General features: G+C 45.4%; 19 protein-coding genes and 1 tRNA gene. 14 read left to right on the top strand and 6 right to left on the bottom strand.

Annotated elements, in window-relative coordinates:
- Window positions 1-46: 46 nt before the first annotated feature.
- Window positions 47-817: a CPBP family intramembrane glutamic endopeptidase gene (locus ACQZ43_RS01970; RefSeq protein ID WP_430614166.1), complete on the bottom strand. Its 771-nt coding sequence runs from the start codon at window positions 815-817 to the stop codon at window positions 47-49.
- Window positions 818-1,208: 391 nt separating this feature from the next.
- On the opposite strand from ACQZ43_RS01970, the gene ACQZ43_RS01975 reads away from it, so the two are divergent.
- On the top strand, window positions 1,209-1,709 hold the full coding sequence (locus ACQZ43_RS01975) for a DinB family protein (protein ID WP_430614167.1): 501 nt from the start codon (window positions 1,209-1,211) through the stop codon (window positions 1,707-1,709).
- A 411-nt stretch (window positions 1,710-2,120) separates the two neighbouring features.
- Window positions 2,121-2,273 (top strand): hypothetical protein, encoded by a 153-nt coding sequence (locus ACQZ43_RS01980; protein ID WP_430614168.1) that lies wholly within the window; start codon window positions 2,121-2,123, stop codon window positions 2,271-2,273.
- A gap of 284 nt (window positions 2,274-2,557) precedes the next feature.
- Here ACQZ43_RS01980 and ACQZ43_RS01985 read toward each other — a convergent pair whose 3' ends face one another.
- Window positions 2,558-3,544, bottom strand: coding sequence for a fumarylacetoacetate hydrolase family protein (locus tag ACQZ43_RS01985; RefSeq protein ID WP_430614169.1), 987 nt, complete (start codon window positions 3,542-3,544; stop codon window positions 2,558-2,560).
- A gap of 524 nt (window positions 3,545-4,068) precedes the next feature.
- Here ACQZ43_RS01985 and ACQZ43_RS01990 point away from each other — a divergent pair.
- Window positions 4,069-4,239 (top strand): hypothetical protein, encoded by a 171-nt coding sequence (locus ACQZ43_RS01990; protein ID WP_430614170.1) that lies wholly within the window; start codon window positions 4,069-4,071, stop codon window positions 4,237-4,239.
- Window positions 4,240-4,273: 34 nt separating this feature from the next.
- Here ACQZ43_RS01990 and ACQZ43_RS01995 read toward each other — a convergent pair whose 3' ends face one another.
- The 3 genes from ACQZ43_RS01995 to ACQZ43_RS02005 all read right to left on the bottom strand — a co-directional run bounded on the left by ACQZ43_RS01995 (window position 4,274) and on the right by ACQZ43_RS02005 (window position 8,795).
- Entirely contained in the window at window positions 4,274-5,818 is a 1,545-nt protein-coding gene (locus ACQZ43_RS01995; RefSeq protein ID WP_430615568.1) for a SulP family inorganic anion transporter, read from the bottom strand.
- 187 nt (window positions 5,819-6,005) lie between these two features.
- Window positions 6,006-7,415 carry a Sau3AI family type II restriction endonuclease gene (locus tag ACQZ43_RS02000; protein WP_430614171.1) on the bottom strand — a complete coding sequence of 470 codons (1,410 nt, stop codon included), beginning with the start codon at window positions 7,413-7,415 and terminating at the stop codon, window positions 6,006-6,008.
- A gap of 105 nt (window positions 7,416-7,520) precedes the next feature.
- Window positions 7,521-8,795, bottom strand: coding sequence for a DNA cytosine methyltransferase (locus tag ACQZ43_RS02005; RefSeq protein WP_430614172.1), 1,275 nt, complete (start codon window positions 8,793-8,795; stop codon window positions 7,521-7,523).
- A gap of 658 nt (window positions 8,796-9,453) precedes the next feature.
- Here ACQZ43_RS02005 and ACQZ43_RS02010 point away from each other — a divergent pair.
- A complete protein-coding gene (locus ACQZ43_RS02010; RefSeq protein WP_430614174.1) occupies window positions 9,454-9,702 on the top strand; it encodes a DUF983 domain-containing protein in 249 nt (82 codons plus the stop codon).
- 47 nt (window positions 9,703-9,749) lie between these two features.
- Window positions 9,750-9,820: transfer RNA gene (locus tag ACQZ43_RS02015), tRNA-Trp, on the top strand.
- A 44-nt stretch (window positions 9,821-9,864) separates the two neighbouring features.
- Here the strand turns inward: ACQZ43_RS02015 and ACQZ43_RS02020 are convergent.
- Window positions 9,865-10,740, bottom strand: coding sequence for an AraC family transcriptional regulator (locus tag ACQZ43_RS02020; RefSeq protein WP_430614175.1), 876 nt, complete (start codon window positions 10,738-10,740; stop codon window positions 9,865-9,867).
- A 166-nt stretch (window positions 10,741-10,906) separates the two neighbouring features.
- On the opposite strand from ACQZ43_RS02020, the gene ACQZ43_RS02025 reads away from it, so the two are divergent.
- The 9 genes from ACQZ43_RS02025 (at window position 10,907) to ACQZ43_RS02065 (ending at window position 19,541) form a co-directional block, all read left to right on the top strand.
- Window positions 10,907-11,206 carry a hypothetical protein gene (locus ACQZ43_RS02025; protein WP_430614176.1) on the top strand — a complete coding sequence of 100 codons (300 nt, stop codon included), beginning with the start codon at window positions 10,907-10,909 and terminating at the stop codon, window positions 11,204-11,206.
- The gene (locus tag ACQZ43_RS02030) at window positions 11,206-11,559 is read left to right on the top strand and encodes a hypothetical protein (RefSeq protein ID WP_430614177.1); all 354 of its coding nucleotides are present in this window, start codon (window positions 11,206-11,208) and stop codon (window positions 11,557-11,559) included. Before ACQZ43_RS02025 ends, ACQZ43_RS02030 begins: the two co-directional genes overlap by 1 nt.
- An 89-nt stretch (window positions 11,560-11,648) precedes the next feature.
- Window positions 11,649-12,788 carry a glutathionylspermidine synthase family protein gene (locus tag ACQZ43_RS02035; RefSeq protein WP_430614179.1) on the top strand — a complete coding sequence of 380 codons (1,140 nt, stop codon included), beginning with the start codon at window positions 11,649-11,651 and terminating at the stop codon, window positions 12,786-12,788.
- A gap of 251 nt (window positions 12,789-13,039) precedes the next feature.
- Window positions 13,040-13,525: a BON domain-containing protein gene (locus ACQZ43_RS02040; protein ID WP_430614180.1), complete on the top strand. Its 486-nt coding sequence runs from the start codon at window positions 13,040-13,042 to the stop codon at window positions 13,523-13,525.
- Window positions 13,526-13,546: 21 nt separating this feature from the next.
- A complete protein-coding gene (locus tag ACQZ43_RS02045) occupies window positions 13,547-13,966 on the top strand; it encodes an SH3 domain-containing protein (protein ID WP_430614181.1) in 420 nt (139 codons plus the stop codon).
- 77 nt (window positions 13,967-14,043) lie between these two features.
- Entirely contained in the window at window positions 14,044-14,616 is a 573-nt protein-coding gene (locus ACQZ43_RS02050) for a pentapeptide repeat-containing protein (RefSeq protein WP_430614182.1), read from the top strand.
- 518 nt (window positions 14,617-15,134) lie between these two features.
- Window positions 15,135-17,426 (top strand): hypothetical protein, encoded by a 2,292-nt coding sequence (locus tag ACQZ43_RS02055; protein ID WP_430614183.1) that lies wholly within the window; start codon window positions 15,135-15,137, stop codon window positions 17,424-17,426.
- Between the two features lie 48 nt (window positions 17,427-17,474).
- Window positions 17,475-18,221 carry an SDR family NAD(P)-dependent oxidoreductase gene (locus tag ACQZ43_RS02060; protein ID WP_430614184.1) on the top strand — a complete coding sequence of 249 codons (747 nt, stop codon included), beginning with the start codon at window positions 17,475-17,477 and terminating at the stop codon, window positions 18,219-18,221.
- Window positions 18,222-18,296: 75 nt separating this feature from the next.
- On the top strand, window positions 18,297-19,541 hold the full coding sequence (locus ACQZ43_RS02065) for a WG repeat-containing protein (RefSeq protein ID WP_430614185.1): 1,245 nt from the start codon (window positions 18,297-18,299) through the stop codon (window positions 19,539-19,541).
- Window positions 19,542-19,653: the final 112 nt, after the last annotated feature.

The raw sequence follows: 19,653 nt of genomic DNA on the forward strand, positions 1-19,653 counted from the left end.
ATTTAATTTAAAGTATGATGGTACTCCTCCCGCTTAAAGACCGGTATCAGTCCGCACTTTTTTCCTGATTTAAGCGGTGTTTATCGGCTTTCTTCCAGCGTTCGAGTATGATGATCCACAGCAAGACCGTCAGTCCGAGCACGATGAATTTTTGGGTATTGTCCAATCCGTTTTTAATCAAGGAATTAAACAGCATCAGCTGTATGATTAAATGGAAACAGGCCGAAGCAACGATGGACCTGGTCGTATGTGCGACCTCTCCAATTCCCCAGCTTCCCAGAATTAACATCGCTAGAAAAAACAGGTTTTCGTAGGGCGTTGCGTTGCCGAGAAACGACAGATGCCAAAAGTACCAGAGAAACCCAATCAGCAAATAGCGCTTCCACGGTTTTAGGTCGCGCAGTTCTTCTTGCAAATAACCCCGCCAACCGTATTCTTCCATGATGCAATAGATCAAACTGCCGACCACCGCCAGTAAACCATACGCATTGGGCTGGATATCCCATCCGTTTTTTACACCGATCACCGACACTAAAACAAGTGGTATTACCGACATCAGCAACGCCCTTTGCGGAGAAGTTCCTCCGAGAGTCATCTCGATTTTTCGCGTTTTACGCAGCTGATACCGCCCGACTAAAGCTCCGATAAAAACGCCGCTTCCCTCGAGTAGTACCTTTAAAATCACTTGTATCTCCGCTGGAAATTGCCCCAGCCACTCGCCAATTCCAAACAGCTCGAATCTAAAAACATTGGAGACGACGATTGCAATGACAAAAAAAACTAGAATCCGCTGTACACTAACCGGAAGTGCTTGCATATATTTTTATACTTTAATAAAATTAAGACGGTATTGCAAACAGAAAGTCAATCCCATTTCCAATTCATCACCAATAATACAAAAAAATATGCTTTTGAAGCGCTTTATCCGAAAAACTTCGGGTGTTTTAGGGGATCGACCGGCCGGTTCGTCTCTTCTCCTGGGTTTAGAGTGCGAATAGGCGTATCTATTCGTACTTTTAAATGCTTTACTCCACAGCTTATGCCTTGGATTGGAAAAAGCACGACTCCCATTTAGAGGCCAAAACAAATGCAAATTCGGTGTTGAACCAACTGATGCCGCTCGAAAAACAGGTTTATATTGAGTTGTATTTAACCGCATATTGCAATCTTTTTCGTATCTTCCTCCTCATATCTTAAAAGCAATTAAAATGAAATTAAGTCAAGCTTTATTGGCCGAATACACTCAGGAAGCGGCTACAACCCGATCTCTATTGGCACTAGTTCCCCTTGATCAAAACGATTTTAAACCGCACGAAAAGTCGATGACTTTAAAACAATTATACGGTCATATCGCCGATATTGCCGGGTGGTGGGAACAGTGTTTGGTACAGGACGAATTGGACTTCGCAAAAACCAATTTTGCGTCCAAAGACTTTGAGGACACGGCTGCCCTATTGGCTTACTTTGACCAAAACGTCGTAGCTACCACTAAAATTCTAAACGAGATTGACGAGTCGGAATTTGCAAAAAACTGGACCATGAGAAGTGGCGAACAGATTTTTAATGTTTTTCCCAAAGCCGTAGTTGCGCGTAGCTGGTGTTTGAATCATTGGTATCATCACCGCGGACAGCTCTCTGTTTACTTGCGACTGCTAAACGTGCCTTTGCCTCCGATTTACGGTCCCACTGCCGACACGGCGGGAATCTAACTGCCCTTGATCCGTATCCTTTTAGGAAATCACCTATAAAAAGGCTCATTCCACTGGAGAATGGGCCTTCGCTGTTTTGTCACTAAAACCCTCGTTGAAAAAGCTGCGGAACACGTGGAAGAATTTGATTTGCCCCAGCATTCGGACTCTTATTTTTCCCGCTTAAAGCACGATTGAAAATTCTAATCCACAGCTAGCAAAACAACGGTAAGCAGCCACATAATCAAAGTATTGTAGAAGTTATGGTATGGTCTACAAGCCAGAGTTGTCCTAAACGTACCTACTGCAAAAGGAAACCCATGTAAAAACGCGAGGTTTTCTAAGGGGGATAAAATAAGAACAAGGGGGATAACTACTTCCCATTTCAAGGCTTTGCCTTTATCGAACAACTATCCGTGATAAGTTGTCGTCATGAGTAAATCCACACCGGTCTATGCTCCCGATAAAAGGCAAGTGTGTCAGACCGTATCGGCCATCGACTCGTATTTCCGAAGCTCGACTGTCCATTGGCGGTATAGTGGTTTTCCCTTAGACCCATTTGCCGTTACTGCAAAATTGGGGTAAGCCTGAGTTGGTTCGATAATGAGAACCGAATAAAAACCATTCCACACACCGAAATCCCGCGTTTTAATTCCGCGGTCTTCTCTTTTTAGAAACAAGACTTGAATACACGTACTTTTGAAAATCGTTACTCCGGGTTACTCCTTGGCTCATCGCAACAAAAAACGGCTGTAAAGTCTAGACTTACAACCGTTTTAAATGCTTTGAATCCCCGCTGTGTATTCCGTGGAAATGCTTTTTAACTATCCCGGAAAACCGAGCCTCTTAGCGGAAGTTAAGCTTCCTTTTTATCTTTCGTATTTCGTTACGACTTGACTGATCTTTCCAAAAATAGAAACACCCGACGGGTCTTTCATTTCGATTTCAATTTTATCGCCAAAACTCATAAATGGCGTGGACGGTTTGCCGTCTTTTATGATCTCCAGACAACGCACCTCGGCCAAACAACTCGAGCCGTCTACACTGCCTTGATTGGCAACTGTTCCCGATCCGATAACCGTACCGGCCATCAGCGAGCGGGTTTTTGCCGCATGAGCGATTAATTGTCCAAAGTTAAACGTCATATCCACACCCGCATTAGGAGATCCGATGAGTTGGTCATTCAGCGTGGAGTGAAGCGGCAAATGCAATTTACCCGCCAACCACAGTCCATCCAACTCGTCTGGTGTTACCACTACGGGAGCAAAAGAAGTCCACGGTTTGGACTGGTAAAAGCCAAACTGCTTAGACAATTCATTGGGAATTAAGTTTCTCAGTGAAACGTCGTTGATAATGGTGATTAATTTGATATGCGACAAGGCCTCTTCGGCTGTAACTCCCGCCGGAACATCGTCGGTGATTACCGCCACTTCCGATTCAAAATCGATTCCCCAAGCTTCGTCGGCGATTTGAATATCGTCATGTGCCCCGATAAAAGCATCGGAAGCGCCCATATACATCAGTGGATCGGTCCAAAAGGATTCTGGCAATTCGGCATTTCTCGCTTTTCTCACCAATTCTACGTGAGTGACATAAGCGCTTCCGTCTGCCCAATGATAGGCTCGGGGTATCGGAGCCATTACAGCGGCCGTGGTGAAGTCAAAAGCATCGGCCAATGCTCCCTTGTTTAAATCTTGATATACCGCAGCCAGCAGTCCAGCAGTCGTAGCCCAATTGTCGATAGCAGCCTGCATGGTTGGCGCTATATGTGGCACGGCTATCGCGTGGGTTAATGCTCGGTTCACTACTACTAACTGACCGTCTCTGGTCTGATTTTGTATCGTTGCTAATTTCATTTATACGTTTTTTGGTTTTGAGTTTTTGGAAAACCGCTGTCTTTTAACCGCTCATAGCGCAAGAGTACAGCAGCCGATATCCGTAATTATTCATTGGGTATAGACTGGAAAAAACCTACAAAATTCGTAAGCTTTCGCCCTGTAAATATATAAAAGTTTAAGCCCATAAGCAATTGTCTAAAAGATGCGCAACCCGCATTTTGCTTAACAGTCACGAGCTTTAACCGTTAATACACAGGTTGTCAAGTCCTTATTAGACCTTGTTTATTCCCTAAAAAAAAACGACGGGCAGCGGCGGCTAGTCGACGGGTTTATCGCTACAAGACAGGCCAGCTGTACGCGATTTCTATAAGAAAATGCGGTTTTTATTGCGGTTTTAAAAGAAAATCGACCCCTTAACTCCATTAAGCGTTTAAAAAAAACCAAAAAACTTGGTGGGTTATTTTTTTTTAGCTATCTTTTAGGTATGCTTTTGGCAGCAGGCCGAAAGCGATGTAGTACGTTAACTAAAACCCTATAATACCATGAATAAGATTGTTGCATTATTTTGTTGTTTTTCCCTGCTTCTCGCCTTAGGGGCTGTACTGAAGATGATTGAATATAAGGATTTGGGCGATGCCGCTTTTATAGCCGGTTTTATTGTCCTAGCCACGGCTTTGGTCCTGGTTTTCAAAAAGAATCGCACCCGGGTGTAGCAAGGCTTGATTCCCCATTTGTGTAGGCGGTGCACTAGTGCGCGCTGCCCTCTTTTTCGCGCGGCAGTGTTTCGGCGGATTCCGCTTCTATATGAACGTTTATAATTCCAGCGGCCTTGTCCAGAAGTTGAATACACTGAGGACTTAGGTGCCTTAGGGTAACGACCTTGTGTTGTTTCTCATATTTTTCGGTGAGCTTATGCACGGCATCTATAGCCGACATATCCGCTAGGCGAGACGCTTTAAAATCGATTACAATTTCTTGAGCATCGTTGAGCCAATCGAACTGCTCCAGGAAAAGGGTGGTCGACCCAAAGAAAAGCGGTCCGTAAATCGTGTAAATATCGCGCCCGTCTGCAGCCTTCGATTTTTTGACACGCAGCCTTTGCGCGTTATCCCAAGCGAAGACCAGAGCGGAAATCACCACGCCCGCTAATACGGCCACGGCTAAATTGTGAAAAACCACCGTAATCGCCGCAACGGTCATTCCGATAAAGATATCGCTTTTGGGCATTTTGCGTATAATCTTTAGGGAGGCCCATTCAAACGTGCTGATAGCGACGATCATCATTACTCCGACTAAGGCCACCATCGGTATTTGTCCGATGACCGGTGCCCCTACCAAAATAATCAGCAAAATAGTCAGCGCTCCTACCACAGCAGAGATGCGGGTACGTCCGCCGGCATTGAGGTTGACAAACGTCTGCGCTATCATCGCGCAACCGCCCATGCCGCCAAAAAAACCGTTGACTACATTGGCCGTTCCCTGAGCCATGGCTTCGCGGTTCGAATTGCCTTTGGTATGGGTGATTTCATCGACCAAGTTCAAGGTTAGCAAGGACTCTACCAAACCCACTCCGGCCATCACCACCGCATAGGGTGCAATCACCTTTAGGGTTTCCCAAGTAAAGGGAACCATAGGAAACTGAAACTGCGGTAAGGAGCCACTTATCGAAGCGATGTCCATGACGCGTTTCGTTTCTATACCGCCAAAATAAACCAGGGCGAGCACCACCACTATGGCCACTAGAGAGGCGGGTATGGCTTTGGTCCACTTGGGCAGCAAGGTTACGATGCCGATGGTTAAGGCCAACAAGCCCAACATCACATAGAGCGCATGACCTTGCAGCCAGGTATAATCGGTGCCGTCATAGACTTTAAACTGTTCCAATTGAGCGACGAATATGATGATGGCCAAGCCGTTTAAAAATCCATACATCACCGGCTGTGGAATCAACCGTACAAATTTCCCCCATTTAAAAACACCGACCAGAAACTGCAGCAGTCCCGCGAGTAAAAGCGCGGCAAAGAGGTATTCCACTCCGTGTGAAGCAGCCAAGGCAATCAACACCACTACCGTAGCCCCGGCACCGCCGGAAACCATACCGGGACGACCGCCTAAAACTGCGGTGACCAAGCCCATCAAAAAAGCAGCATACAAGCCGGTTAAGGGCGATAATCCCGCCAAAATAGCAAAGGATAAAGACTCGGGTATCATGGTCATGGCCACGGTTATCCCCGCCAACAATTCGTTTTTGAGGTTGATTTGGTTTCTGAATTCCAACAGGGTTTGTCGCATATAATGGTAAGTTCTTGAAGTCAATTGTTTGGCAAAACAGGATTTCAACGGCTATTCCCAGCGCTGGGCTGTCCGCAGGCCTATTCGCCTAAAGGGCAAAGATATTCTTTTTATTTCAACGCGACTAGTAGTGCTTTCTCCAGGACCACAGTCCGATGCGGTTAGCAAAACCGCAGACAGGGTAACTTTAAGAGAACAAATCAATTACAGTCGCCCTTTGCGATTTTAGGTAGATTGCATCTCTTATAAAATGGTTGTTGAGCCAAAAACAGTGTTTGGTATAGGCCTGGAGTCCGGTGAGCACATCGGGAACCGGCAGAGGAAACACGTCGGCAGCATTGCGGGCGTGCGGGCGAACATGGGCCACGGCACTGAATTGCTTTGTTGGAAAAGCGGTAAAACGCCGGCCATTTTTAATCGCGGTGACGATGGTACCCGCTCGTACCAAGGCTTGCGTAGCCAGCCACACCCGTTGCGCTTCGAGCAAATGCTGGGGTTCCATATTCCAAAAAACCGCCTTATCAAAGTACAATTCCCCGGCGATGTACTTGAGAAAAACCACGAGGAATTTGCGTTCAAGCCGCTGTTTAAACTCGGAATCTTCCCACTGTATCTGGGCGATTTCCTCGTATTTGAAATGGGGAAACGACATGGATTCTTTGGGCAGATTAGATTCGCTTAATCGAACGGTTTTAACGGTGATTTCCGCCTTTTCAAACTCTTCGATTTGCTTGTCCAATTCCACGCCCAGCAGCAGATTGGTCAAATTGGCGGTAAAATTTTTTGCTTTGTCGTTGAGGGCAACTCCGGCCTCTGCTGTGAGCTGCGCGATAGACTTGCCGCAATACGGACGGAGTTTGCGCAAAACCACCGCTTCTATAGATTCGGATTGAATTTCTGGAGCTGCGACCAGCAATTTGCCGTAATTCGGTTTGGCATCGCCGGCCAAGTTGGCGATGATGTGATTGACATAACCCTGCTTTAGGGAAAAAGCTCTTTGCATGGCGGGTTGCGCACTGTGGGGTTGCCTTCTGAGGGAATTTGCGTTGGCGCCCTTGGTACAGGCTGCCAAATAAAACGTATCTCCTTCGGATAATTCATGGGCTTTCCCGGCTTTTATCTTTTGTACGATGCTGCTCCAGTCTTGCCGAATCACCTCCAAATCTGCGGGTGGAAAACGCCAGTCGCCCACCAGTTTTATCTGTAAATCCAACGCGTTTACTTCGGGTTGGTGTTCGTAGAAGACCAAGAGGATATGCGCATTCTTTTGGATAAACGAGCTGGTTTCGAACACCTCATCCACGATTTCCACATAGTTGATCAGGTTGAGCACCAGTCGTTCTTTGGAGCGATACGCCTTGGTTTTGAGCACTTTTAGCGGTGCGGTTTTTAGCTCCAAACCCGCTTGGGCAAAGTCGGGTTCCGAGGCGGAGTTCAAATCGTATCCAAAGTAGTATTTTTCCAGCAGCTGACCGAAGTTGCCCTTGCCGCGGTAGACTTTAGCCATAGCCGATACATCGATACAGTTTCGAAGGCGTTGGCTTTGCAGTTGTTGCGCAAAAGCCAGTATGCTATTTTTGTCGGAAGGATTGTACATGGACTATCGTTATGGGCGAAAAGTAAATATACCCCAAATAAACTCGGGTTGTACGGCAAGCGGCATCCTTTTAAAAAAGTTTAAAAAGAGGCCGCTATTCCATGCTTATATATTGTTTAACAGCGACTGACCAATTTGCTCAATCACCCCCACTACCAAGGCATTGCCCATAAAAAAGGCCCGCTTGGTGTCGGTCATTTTATCGATATAGGTGTGGTTGTCCGGAAACATATTGAGTCGCTCCAGCTCCATAGGCGTCAGTCGTCGCAGCCCTTTGGGGGTGGCGATAACGTGTTTAAAGCGCGAGGCCGACTTTCCGCCCTCGCCGGTAATAATGGTACGAGAGGCCTTTTCTAAAGGATCGGGGAATATCATACCGCCTTCGCTGTAATTGTATTCAAAACCGCTGGCATTTTTTCTAATTTCCCGCTTTGCCCCTTTGAGGTAATTCCATTTCGGCAAGTCTTCTTCGTCGATAAAGTATTCGGCTGGAACGCTTTTCGCATCGATAACCACGTCCTTGAGCAAGGTGAAGTCCGCATCGTAATCGGGCAGGGTTTTTACCGAAGTCACCACCCCGTCTATCATGATGCCCGTATTTTCGAACGGCGTTTTCTTTCCGGTTAGATTAAACGCCTCGGAGATCGCTACGATATCCGCTTCCAATTTGAATTCAGAGACTACTGCCTTTGCGGCTTCCGTTACGGGAAACACATCGGCTATGGTGCCCTTACTCAAAATCCATTGCAGCGGTGCACCCGCTTTGATTTTATCGTAAATCGCAGTGGATTGGTGGTAAGCCAGGATAAAAGTTCGCTTTCTGCGTTGCGGAAATCCGTAGTCCGCCGCGTTGATCACGCGCCATTCCACCACATAGCCCAATTCGTTTAAACTCTGTAAAATAATGGCAAAATCTCGACCTCGCTGCTTGGAAGGCGAATTTAACAAGCGGTCGACATTTTCCAAAAACACATACTTGGGTTTGTTTTCCTTGTCGGATAGTATCTTGTGGATCGACCACCACAACACCCCTTTTTTACCGAGCAAACCCTTGGAGTTTTTTAAAGTGGTCGCTACGGAGTAATCCTGACAAGGAAATCCGCCGACCAACATATCGCAATCGGGAATTACCGTGCAGTCCTTAACCACTTCTTCGATATTCTCGTTGCTGTGGTTTTTGGAATCCCAACGCGATTCATACACCATAGAAGCGTGCTGAATTTTTGTCGAGGGTTCCCATTGATTACTCCAAATCACCTGATAGGGTGTTTGAAATTTCTCACTGTAATTGGAGGTAGAAGATTTACCTTCCCAGCCTTCCAAGCCCAAGCGAAATCCTCCTACACCGGCAAATAATTCAACCACTTTAATGTTTTTCATAGGTAGCTCCTGTTTTTTACTTCAACCAATGGCTCAGAGTGTTACCGCATTGTTGTTCGACACGACTAAAGCGGAGGACAAGCCCTTAAATTGGCGTCATGCAAAAGTACATATTTTAAAATGCTTTTTGCTCTAAAAATAAGATCAGGGCACAGTTTTCTGTGTAAAGCAGCTTCAAAATAACCATCGGATCGAGTAGCCATTGCTTAAAACCAAAGTCGACAAAAGGGATTAGCCAGCAACAAAAGCACACTATTAAAAACGCCTATGCCTTGTCGCTACGCCTTAAAATGCTCGCGACTCAAACGCCACGGCATTGCGAGAAGCTTAAAGCAACGCGGTAAAGCGACTGAAGTGAATTTTACCAACTGCTATTTACGAGACCCCATTTAAGCAAACGGGGCTGAGCAACCGCTAATCAAGTACATCCTTACATAAGTGCGGACTTCTTACAGTTCTCGTTTTCTCATAAAATGTCCGAATAAGACCAAAACCTGCCCCAATTAATACTAGCAATATCCATAATAAATACCGAAATTTGCATAAAAAATTCACTATGTCGTATTTAAGTAAAGTAATCAGCGGGACTTGTCCCAATTGTGGTAAAACAAAATTATTTGCGGAAAAGGGAAATCCCTTCCTATTTAAAATGCCCAAAATGAAGCCTAAATGTGAACATTGTGGATATTCTTTTCACCGAGAAACCGGGTTTTACGTAGGGGCTATGTATATGAGTTATTCCTTGACCGTAGCCGAAATGGTTGCTGTAATTGTCTTAGGTTTAATATTCAAGCTGACATTCATTCAGATTTTTATCACTATAGCCATCGTAGCATTCCTGCTTTCGGCCTTTAATTATAAGATGTCGCGGATCATGTGGTTGAATCTCTTTTACAAAGAAGAGTAGGAAATATCATATTAAATATAGTATATTTGCGCCACTGAAAAACAAAAACGGGTGTAGTTCAAGGGTAGAATAGCGGTCTCCAAAACCGTTGATGGGGGTTCGAATCCCTCCACCCGTGCATCACCATAACAAACTCATTTGGTTTACGCCAAATGAGTTTTTTTATTCGTAGCGCTTTAGAAATTCCCTCGGGGTTTCGCCCGAACGTTTTTTAAACAATTTGGAGAAATACGAATAGTCTTCATAGCCGAGCAAGCTCGCAATTTCATTAAAGCTCTTTCCGGTATAAATCAGCATGCGTTTGGCTTCGAGCACCACGCGTTCCAAGATGATATCCGTCGTGGTTTTATTGACTAAGCTGCGGGTAATTCTATTGAGGTGCTTGGGTGTTATATGCAGCCAATCCGCGTATACCGCTGGCGATTTAACCGTTAAAAAATGCGCCTCGAGCAGGTCTTCAAATTCCAAAAATCGAAAGTTGTACTGGCTGAAATGAGCGGTTGGAAAATCGTCTTCGGCTATGGCAAATCGATTGAGTTCGATATAGAGCTGGGAGGTGATATTCAAAATGAGCTGATGTCTTTTCCATTGGGCGTTTTTGTATTCGACCAACACTTGTTGGAATAAATTCGCCACGTGCTTCAAAAAATTGCCCTCGATATAAATTGCACTGGAATGGTAGACCGATGTATAAATCGGGTATTCGCGTATGCGTTCGCGCACAAAAACCATGTCGAAAAACTCTTGGGTATGAAAGAAGATAAAACCGTCTACGTCTTCCGAGAGCTCCCAACTGTGGGTTTGCCCGGGAGCCAATAAAAACACACTGCCCGGGCGCACTTGGTAGATGCTAAAATCCACTTCGTGTATCCCGGTTCCCCGAGTAAAAAGCATGGTCGCATAAAAATTGTGTTTGTGCGGTTTTTCGATACGACTGTGATTGCTGATCAAGTGATTGGGAATGGTATTGGCATAAAAATCATTGCCAAAACTATTCTCGTTTAATTCATCTATTTTCAAAATCGCAATTCTATCCATATAACGCAGCTTTGCTTCAAATTTACGTTTATTTCGATGATGTTGCCCATTTTAAGATTAATTTAGCGGTGATTTGTCGCTTGTTCGCTTTGTTTTTGTTGGAATCCACAAAAAAAAATTCAAACTTTGTTGCAGTGATAACAACAACCCCTTTACGCAGTACCTCATGAAGCACCTAAGCGCCTTCTTCCTTTTGGGATTATCCCTAACCGCCTGTACCAATACAGCGGACAAAAAATTGGAATCCCTAGACAAAACCTCTGCACGCGAGGTGGTTTTAAAAACGTTAGTCGTTGGCGATACCACCCTACACATCAGCAGTCAGAAAATATGGGCCAACAACGAAATCATCGCCACCCGTATCGACACTATAAAGACCGCTACTCAGATCAGAAGTTGGAGCAGTGATGCAGCCGACACCGGAATAGATATGACCAAAACCCCTATTTATGTAACTGTCGAATAATGAGCACGAGAAAAAGCAGCAAAATGGTTTCGCTAATCCTGATTACATCGGCTTTAGCCTCTTGTTCAAAACCGCAACAAGAAGAGAAACAAAAAGTATATATGAGGGCCGATAGCACGGCGCCCTACACCGAAGTCACACAGGAATACTCGAGAAACAACGGTATGGGAATGGGCAGTGCCCTGTTGTGGTATATGGCATTTCGTCCGATGATGGGCGGCAATGGCTATATGAGCAACGGCATCGCAACCAAGTCAAATGTCGGAAACAATACCGCCAAGAACAACGCGATGAAGGCGCAAACCGCCCGCGGTGGTTTTGGCTCTTCGGCCAAGGCATCTGCCTCGTCATAAACCCGAATACCCCGTTGATCTAGACCATTTCGGTTTTTAAAACCGACGCTAGATCCCGCGATAAATCACGACTGCAACCCCCTTTACAGATGAAAATAAAGCACATCAGTACCGATAGTCATTGGCAAGAGCGTTTGGAAAACACCGGATTTGGTTATCACACCGACGGCGACCAAACGTATTGGGTCGAAAACTATTACTATACCATAAGTCCACAACTGGCCGAAGACATTGCCCAGGCGACCAACACCCTGTGGAACATGTGTCTCAAAGCCGTAGACCACGTGATCAGCAACCGCTTGTACGACGCCTTTCACATTCCGATTTTTATGCACGAACACATTGCATTTGGTTGGGAAAACGATGTTCCCAGTGTTTACGGGCGCTTTGACTTTGCTTACGACGACATCAAAAAACAGTTAAAGGTTTTGGAATTCAATGCCGATACCCCGACTTCGCTTTTTGAAACCGGCGTCATTCAATGGCAGTGGATGCAGCACTATTTTGGAAAAAAAGTCGATCAGTTCAATTCGGTTCACGATCGATTAATCGCCACTTGGAAAGAGCTCAAACCGCATTTAAAAGGTTCGACCCTACATTTCACCTGTCTGCGCGAAACCTTAGAAGATTTAACCAATATCGAATACCTGCGCGATTGCGCCATGCAAGCCGGCATCCACACCAAACTGATTTACCTCGATGACTTGGGGTGGAACGGGGTTAATTTTGTCGATTTGGAAGAGGAAACCATCACGGATATCTTTAAGTTATACCCTTGGGAATGGTTGGTACAGGAAGCTTTTGCCCTCCATGTTCCCAACGATGTAGACCGCGCCAACTGGATCGAGCCCTCGTGGAAGATGATTCTCTCCAACAAGGCCATATTGGCCGTTTTATGGGAACTTTTTCCCAATCATCCGCTGTTGTTGGAAACCTATCTCGACGAGCCTAAAAACCTGGTCAATTACGTCAAAAAACCCCTGTTATCGCGAGAAGGAGCCAATGTAACGCTCTACATCAACGGAAAAATCATCGAAGCCACTCCCGGCGATTACGGAGAGGAGGGCTATATTTGCCAAGAACTCGCCTCGCTGCACAAAGAGCATTCGGGTTACTCGATCATCGGCAGTTGGATCATCGGTCAAGAGGCCTGTGGAATTACTTTTCGCGAAAGCGACCGCATGATTACCACCGATAAGAGTCGTTTTGTACCACACATCATCGAATAAAAAACGCTAGTAGCGGTCGCACATCGACCGCTTTTTTTAGCGCCAATTTCAAGGGAGCTACTTTGCTCTTGCCCACTGAGGCCTTTCTGGCCTCCACACATCAACATCCCACCAAACGCGCCTTACAGCAGCATTTTTCGTCTAAAAACCCGTATTCCAGGCATTAAATAATTGTTAATTTTTAAGACAGGAACTGTCATAAATTCTTTTTTTTATTAAATTAGATAAAAATTAACCAAAAATCAAGACCTATGAATGCAAGAAATTTAAGTATCGGACTATTAGTAGTAGCCGCACTAGCCACCTCCTGCAAATCCTCGACCGAGAAGGATGCAGCGGCCAAGGCCACCATTGAAAAAACCTTAGATCCCGGAGTCAGCGTGAGTGTCAAAGACGGTGTTGCCACTATAAGCGGTTCATTTACCGACGAGGCCACTCGAGAAAAAACCCTCAAAGACATTAAAGCAACGGCGGGAATCAAATCGATCGACGACCAATCAACTTTAATGCAAGCGCCAGAAATCCCATCGGCCGAAGCGGTTAGCATACACGCCGACCACCAATTGAACAGCGACCTCAAAACCATATTGAGCGCCTATCCAAGTGTACAGGCTACGGTAAACGAAGGCATAGTAACCCTAACGGGGTCTATTGAGCGCAACAGCTTATCTCCGCTTATGCAGGCGGTTAATGCCGCTCATCCGAAAAAAGTAGAAAACAAGCTGCAAATCAAATAGTACTAACCTCAATATACACTTATGAGTTTACAAGAAAAATACGCGCGATTGATTCAGGAAGCACAAGCGCAATCGATTCGCAATTTACAAGTACGCGAACAGGATGCGGTTTTATATATCGATGGGGAAGCCAGCACAGGCGAAGTCAAAGACAAACTATGGAGCAGCTATAACGAAATCGACCCCGATTTTCGCTCGGGCGATTTAATCCTCAACATCCAAGTAAGCGTGGATCCGCAGGCCACCAAACTCCGAGTGAGCACGGCGCACGGCAACCTCAACATCCGAAAAGGCCCTGGAAAAGATCAAGAACTCCTGGGCAAATCGGCACATAACGCTGCGGTTACCTTGCTGAGTAAATACAATAGTGAATGGTACCTGATTCGAAACGAACAGGGTATAGAGGGGTATTCCTCCTCCCAATACCTCACCCAATTATAAAATAGTCATCTAAGTACCGCCTCTTTACCAAGGGGCGGTATTTTTTGTTTTTATAAACATATCTTTGCTCAAAAAAAATGCTGACGGACTACATATACGACCAAAATTATAAAAACTACGTTTTCACCGAAGGCGAAATCCAATTTAAAGAATTTGAAAACTGCACTTTTGAAAACTGCAACCTCAGCCGTTGTGAGTACCTAGGCGTGGTTTTTAGCGATTGCACCTTTACCCGCTGCGATTTTACGGAAGCCAAAATCAATTATGTCGCCCTGCGGAATTGCGATTTTATAAATTGCCAATTGACCAGCGTCAATTTTGCGATGACCGATCAGGTTTTGTTCGACTATAGGTTTACCGATTGCACCATGGATTTTACCCAGTTTTACGGTTTAAAATTGAAGCGCATGACCTTTACCAATTGCAGTCTAATCAGCGCGGATTTTATGAAAACCGACCTGACCGAAGTGCTGTTTGACCGCTGCGATTTACACTTGGCGGTATTTACGGGGGCTACGGCGATTAAAGCCGACTTTTTTAGCAGCTACAACTACAGCATCGATCCCGAAAAAACCCAACTCGAAAAGGCTATTTTCTCTCAAAATGGACTTCAAGGGCTGTTGCAGAAGTACAAATTGGTCATTCGTTAAATCGGACTTTGGCCTGGCGCCTGGCACCTGTTGATCAGCACCTCAAGGCAGCGGCGTCCTTTTTTTGGTCGTGCACCCTTAAAAAATGCGCTCCCACTCCCAAAAGCAGTGATTCCCCGCTCTTAATTAACAATTACGGATAATTATAATTACAAAAACTAGCTTTTTGTTAAATTTATTTCCGATATTTAAAGGGCGTTAAACGGATTTGGACGAAAACCAAAAAGCGGATTCGCCCATGCGTGAATGCGCCTTGGATTGTGGTTAAATCGAAGAAGCTGCTTTTATAGGTGGAGACTCGCGAATCCGCGAATAAGCGAATAAACGAATCCGCCAAAAAAACGAATCCACCAAAAAAGTCGATTCGCTCATACATAAATGCGCTTTAAATTGTGGTAAAATCGAAGGGCCTGATTTTATAGGTGGAAACTCGCAAATCCGCGAATAAGCGAATAAACGAATCCGCCAAATTAAACCCGTAAATTCATGCTCCTCTAACAGCCAAACACCTTATGAAGATGTCCAGCAGCTTAAAAAAAACAGCCTACATATTAGGCGCTATACTCGGTTTAGCCTTAGTGGTCCATTTGGGGATTAACTTTTTTATCAAAAGGCAGCTCCCTCAGATTATCGATGCGCGCAACGACACCGCCTACGATTTCAAATACGGAAATCTCAGCTTTTCCATCTTTAACAACAGCATCAGTATAGAAGACATCGAAGTAACGCCCAAAGCGGGGGTGAGCATCAAAAAGGACATTGACTTTTTGGGCAAAGTAGACAAGATCAGTTTGATCGGGGTCAACTTTGTCGATTTGATCAAACGACACCACCTCAAGGCGTCTACCATTGCGATTATCGGTCCGGATATCACGGTTTTTAAACCCGAGCAACGCGATACCATCAAGACCAAGTCCAAGCTGAGCAGCGTGATCGACATCAGTCGCATCAGCCTAAAAAACGCGCATTTAAAAATCATGTCCACCGACGGTCAAGAGCGCTTGCAGGAACTCTACAACATCAATATGGAGATAGACGGGGTTTACTTGGGTAAATACACCCAAGAAAAAGACATTCCCTTTACGTATACCCACTTTAAAATACGCTGTGATTCGGTGTTTAGCAAGCTCAATGAGTTTCAACACATCAAGACGCAAGCCATCAGTGTAGACCCCAATCACCTGGATATGGATCAGTTTCGCATCATACCCGACATCGACCGAAAAACCTTTAAAGCAGCGCGCACTTCGTCCAATACCCGTATGGATGTAGTCGTGCCCAAACTCCGTTTGACCGGAACGGACTGGGGATATATCGAAAACAAATTCTTTTTAAAGATTCAGGCCATCAACATCGATTCCATCAATTTTAAAATTTTGGATCAAAAGGTGCAGACCGTTTTTCAAGCGGCCAAAAAACAAGCGGAGCACGTAATTCAACCGTTGATTCCGTTTCGCGTAGACATCGATTCGATTCACATAGAGAAATCGGCTTTCAATTCATTAAACATCCTCGACGTTCAGAACGTCAATATTCGCATCTCCAAAATTTCAAATCGCACTATGAAACACTTATCTGTTGCAGAGGTGTTGTTAAAAAATCCGATTTTCACCCATTACCCCAAAAAGGGGAGTAACCAACCCACTCAGGAGAATCGATTGGGAATTTTAGACGATGTCATTGAGATTGCCTCGCTAAAGATTGAAAAAGCACAATATGCGATGAAGGACGCGCAGCGTATAAAAAACACCTTGGAGGTAAAGGACTTCAATTTGTCGTTAGACAAAATTCGCATCGACGATCAAACCGTCCAACGAAAAGTGCCTTTTATCTACCAATCGCCTCGACTATCCACCGGTAAAATCCACTACAACACCGGGCGATTTTACGATGTGTATTCCAACGGCATACAGGTGGTTGACGACCATATAGAGCTTGCCAATATCGAAATGAAGCCCAAATATTCGCGTGTGCAGCACGTTAAAATGCTCAAACTCGCCGATGACATCTATACGATTCGCACCAAAAAAATCGCTTTACAGCACTTTGACTGGGGCTTTGACGCGCGAGAAACCTTTTATCTCAAAGCGAAAAAACTGGTTTTAAACGAGGTATATGCCAATATTTTCCGCAACACCACGCCCCCACCCGATATGAGTCCGAGCACGATGTACAGCAAGAAATTGCGCGACTTAAAATTCGGATTGGAAGTGCCACAGGTTCAGATCGTGCGTGCTCAAATCGAGTATGAAGAAGTCGACGACAAAGCCATAGCTCCCGGCAAACTGACCTTTAGCAATTTTAATGCACAGATCAAGAATGTATACAGCGGCTATGGTCGCAAGCAAACCCCCAATACCGAGATCGTCGTCGATGCCACTTTTATGAAGGCAGCACCGGTTCACGTGGTTTGGACTTTTAACATCATGAATACCCGCGAACGCTTTAACATCAAGGGAAGGATTACCAATTTCCCGGCGCTATCCATGAATGCCTTTCTCAAGCCCTATGTCAAAGCATCTGCCTCGGGTACCATCGAAGTGGTGACTTTTGACTTTAGTGGAAACGACGATTATGCCGTGGGAAGCTTTGGGATGAAATACCAGGATTTAAAGATGACCCTTTACAAAAAAGACGGGGAGCGCAAGCGAAAGCTGCTCTCTGCCGTGGGGAATATGTTTATTAGAAACGACACCAAAGGCCTGACCAAAGAAACGCAGATTAAACAGGTCGAGAGAATGAAGGAATCGTCGTTTTTCAATTATCTTTGGTTGTGCTTACTACAGGGTTTAAAACAAACGGTATTGTAGGTTTTATTAGGCTGCAGTAGGCTTTATTACAAATTATATACTTCGATTATGAAAACCGCTTTGATTACCGGCGCTACCTCTGGAATAGGCGCCGCCACGGCAAGAATACTTGCACAAGACCACCGATTGATTTTATGTGGCCGACGCACCGAACAACTCGACGCCATAGCGCGCGAACTCCAATCGCAGACTGCGGTGTTTACCCTGTCTTTTGACGTGAGCGACAGTCTGGCGGTCTCTGCCGCCATCGACTCCTTACCGCCAGAGTGGTCTGCCATAGATGTATTGATCAACAATGCGGGAAACGCCCACGGATTAGACCGCTTTCAAGACGGCGATTTAGACGATTACAAGGCGATGATCAACATCAATGTACTCGGATTGATTTATGTAACCAAGGCGGTATTACCGCTGATGGAGCAAAGCCTTAACGGACACATCGTCAACTTATCGTCTATAGCCGGCAAGGAAACCTATACCAACGGCACGGTATACTGCGCTTCCAAAGCTGCGGTTGAAGCGCTAAGCCAAGGTATGCGCATGGATTTGTTGGAACGGGGAATCAAGGTGACTAATGTGGCTCCGGGTGCAGTGGAAACCGAATTTTCGGCGGTGCGCTTTAAAGGCGACCAGCAACGTGCGGCACAGGTTTACCAAGGGTATACTCCGCTAACAGCCGACGATGTTGCGCGGGCCATCCATTTTGCCATCGGTCAGCCCGACGGTGTACAAGTGGCTGATATTACCCTTTTTCCCAAGGCACAAGCCGCGGCAACACTGATTAAAAAAAATTAATACAGCCGAACTTTTGTATGCATTTATCGCCTACATTTGCCTGCTGAAACCCAATCTTACAACTCTCTATTTCGAATGAATTTACGTGTGATATTATTGCTCGTTTTTACCCCTATATGGATCATGGCAAGTCCTTTAGATCCCAAAGAAAAAGTCCTGAAAATCGACTATTCTTTTTATCGAAATAGTCCGGTTAGCACCGCTATAGACCCCTCCGCGAACCAAGTGCTCTTGGATCAGGCTCTAGCGGCATTTAGCAGCGACGACAGCAATTTTTTACTGACGGTATACTCCAATAAAAATTACCTTCGCGTCGAAGAAAACGGTTTTCTCAAACGGGTATACGTGTCGAATTACCTCGAAAACACGGCCTATATCATCGACAGTTTGGCGCAAAATGCGTATCCGAGTTATCCGATAAAATCTGTGGGAACTACTACTTCGGAAGAAATGCACACCAATAACGAGCAGTTAAAGATTGCCTTTTTTCCCGAAACCAAGATGATTGCCGGCCGCAGTTGCAAGCGCGCCTCGATAACCTTTGACGAAAAACAGAGCATCGGCATCACGATTTGGTATGACGAATCCCTGCCCAGTATCGTATGGGGACAATACTCCTATTTGGACCGCATACCCGGAGCTGCACTGGAGATCACGTCTAACTTTGAACAGGAAATCGGCATTCAAGCCAAAAACATCACCGAGGTTCAGGTGCCCTTGAGTTATTTTAAAATTCCGCTGAATTATCAAATATTGGAGTATAACGAGGAGGAGTTTTTGGACGAGCAGGAAATCATCGACGTTCAAAACGATCCCGCCTTTGCCTTTAGCAACGGTTACCACTGGTACCAAGATCAAAAGTTGGGTTTATTCGGCATACGCGATGCTCAGGGCAAAACCGTCTTGGAGCCGTCGTTTTTTCAAATTGAATCCTTTTCCGATGGTATAGCCATAGTGAGTTATAAACAGCAACAAGGCGCTATTAACGACAAGGGTCAATTGATTATTCCCTATATCTACGACGAATTGCACACGAGCAACGAAGAGATGATTGCCTTTATGGAATTGCACAAATGGGGCTTTTTCAACACCTTGGGCGAAAAGGTAATTCCGGCGAGCTATAATTATGTAGCCGATTTTTCGGAAGGCCTGGCCTTGGTGTCCAAAAACGACAAATTTGGATATATCAACGACAAGGGCAAGATTGTCATTCCCATTCAATTTGACTATGCCAGCAATTTTGAAGATGGCGAAGCCCAGGTCGAGATCGACTACAAAAACTTCTCGATCAACAAACGCGGTGTTCGCATTCGAGAATAAGCTCCTAAAGCACTACCCGCGTGAGGGATCGCCGTGGAAATCCTTTTTGGCGCACGCGCCAAAAAGATTGAAACACAGCGCCCGACCCGCTGTGGGGAGGGCGGAGTTCCCA

Source organism: Flavobacterium sp. JP2137 (genome assembly GCF_050562195.1).
In the GTDB taxonomy this organism is placed as follows: Bacteria; Bacteroidota; Bacteroidia; order Flavobacteriales; family Flavobacteriaceae; genus Flavobacterium.

Bases quoted from the DNA above. Each gene is read 5' to 3' on its own strand.
- ACQZ43_RS01970 (WP_430614166.1), bottom strand. From the start codon at position 817: ATGCAAGCACTTCCGGTTAGTGTACAGCGGATTCTAGTTTTTTTTGTC.
- ACQZ43_RS01975 (WP_430614167.1), top strand. From the start codon at position 1,209: ATGAAATTAAGTCAAGCTTTATTGGCCGAATACACTCAGGAAGCGGCT.
- ACQZ43_RS01980 (WP_430614168.1), top strand. From the start codon at position 2,121: ATGAGTAAATCCACACCGGTCTATGCTCCCGATAAAAGGCAAGTGTGT.
- ACQZ43_RS01985 (WP_430614169.1), bottom strand. From the start codon at position 3,544: ATGAAATTAGCAACGATACAAAATCAGACCAGAGACGGTCAGTTAGTA.
- ACQZ43_RS01990 (WP_430614170.1), top strand. From the start codon at position 4,069: ATGAATAAGATTGTTGCATTATTTTGTTGTTTTTCCCTGCTTCTCGCC.
- ACQZ43_RS01995 (WP_430615568.1), bottom strand. From the start codon at position 5,818: ATGCGACAAACCCTGTTGGAATTCAGAAACCAAATCAACCTCAAAAAC.
- ACQZ43_RS02000 (WP_430614171.1), bottom strand. From the start codon at position 7,415: ATGTACAATCCTTCCGACAAAAATAGCATACTGGCTTTTGCGCAACAA.
- ACQZ43_RS02005 (WP_430614172.1), bottom strand. From the start codon at position 8,795: ATGAAAAACATTAAAGTGGTTGAATTATTTGCCGGTGTAGGAGGATTT.
- ACQZ43_RS02010 (WP_430614174.1), top strand. From the start codon at position 9,454: ATGAAGCCTAAATGTGAACATTGTGGATATTCTTTTCACCGAGAAACC.
- ACQZ43_RS02020 (WP_430614175.1), bottom strand. From the start codon at position 10,740: ATGGATAGAATTGCGATTTTGAAAATAGATGAATTAAACGAGAATAGT.
- ACQZ43_RS02025 (WP_430614176.1), top strand. From the start codon at position 10,907: ATGAAGCACCTAAGCGCCTTCTTCCTTTTGGGATTATCCCTAACCGCC.
- ACQZ43_RS02030 (WP_430614177.1), top strand. From the start codon at position 11,206: ATGAGCACGAGAAAAAGCAGCAAAATGGTTTCGCTAATCCTGATTACA.
- ACQZ43_RS02035 (WP_430614179.1), top strand. From the start codon at position 11,649: ATGAAAATAAAGCACATCAGTACCGATAGTCATTGGCAAGAGCGTTTG.
- ACQZ43_RS02040 (WP_430614180.1), top strand. From the start codon at position 13,040: ATGAATGCAAGAAATTTAAGTATCGGACTATTAGTAGTAGCCGCACTA.
- ACQZ43_RS02045 (WP_430614181.1), top strand. From the start codon at position 13,547: ATGAGTTTACAAGAAAAATACGCGCGATTGATTCAGGAAGCACAAGCG.
- ACQZ43_RS02050 (WP_430614182.1), top strand. From the start codon at position 14,044: ATGCTGACGGACTACATATACGACCAAAATTATAAAAACTACGTTTTC.
- ACQZ43_RS02055 (WP_430614183.1), top strand. From the start codon at position 15,135: ATGTCCAGCAGCTTAAAAAAAACAGCCTACATATTAGGCGCTATACTC.
- ACQZ43_RS02060 (WP_430614184.1), top strand. From the start codon at position 17,475: ATGAAAACCGCTTTGATTACCGGCGCTACCTCTGGAATAGGCGCCGCC.
- ACQZ43_RS02065 (WP_430614185.1), top strand. From the start codon at position 18,297: ATGAATTTACGTGTGATATTATTGCTCGTTTTTACCCCTATATGGATC.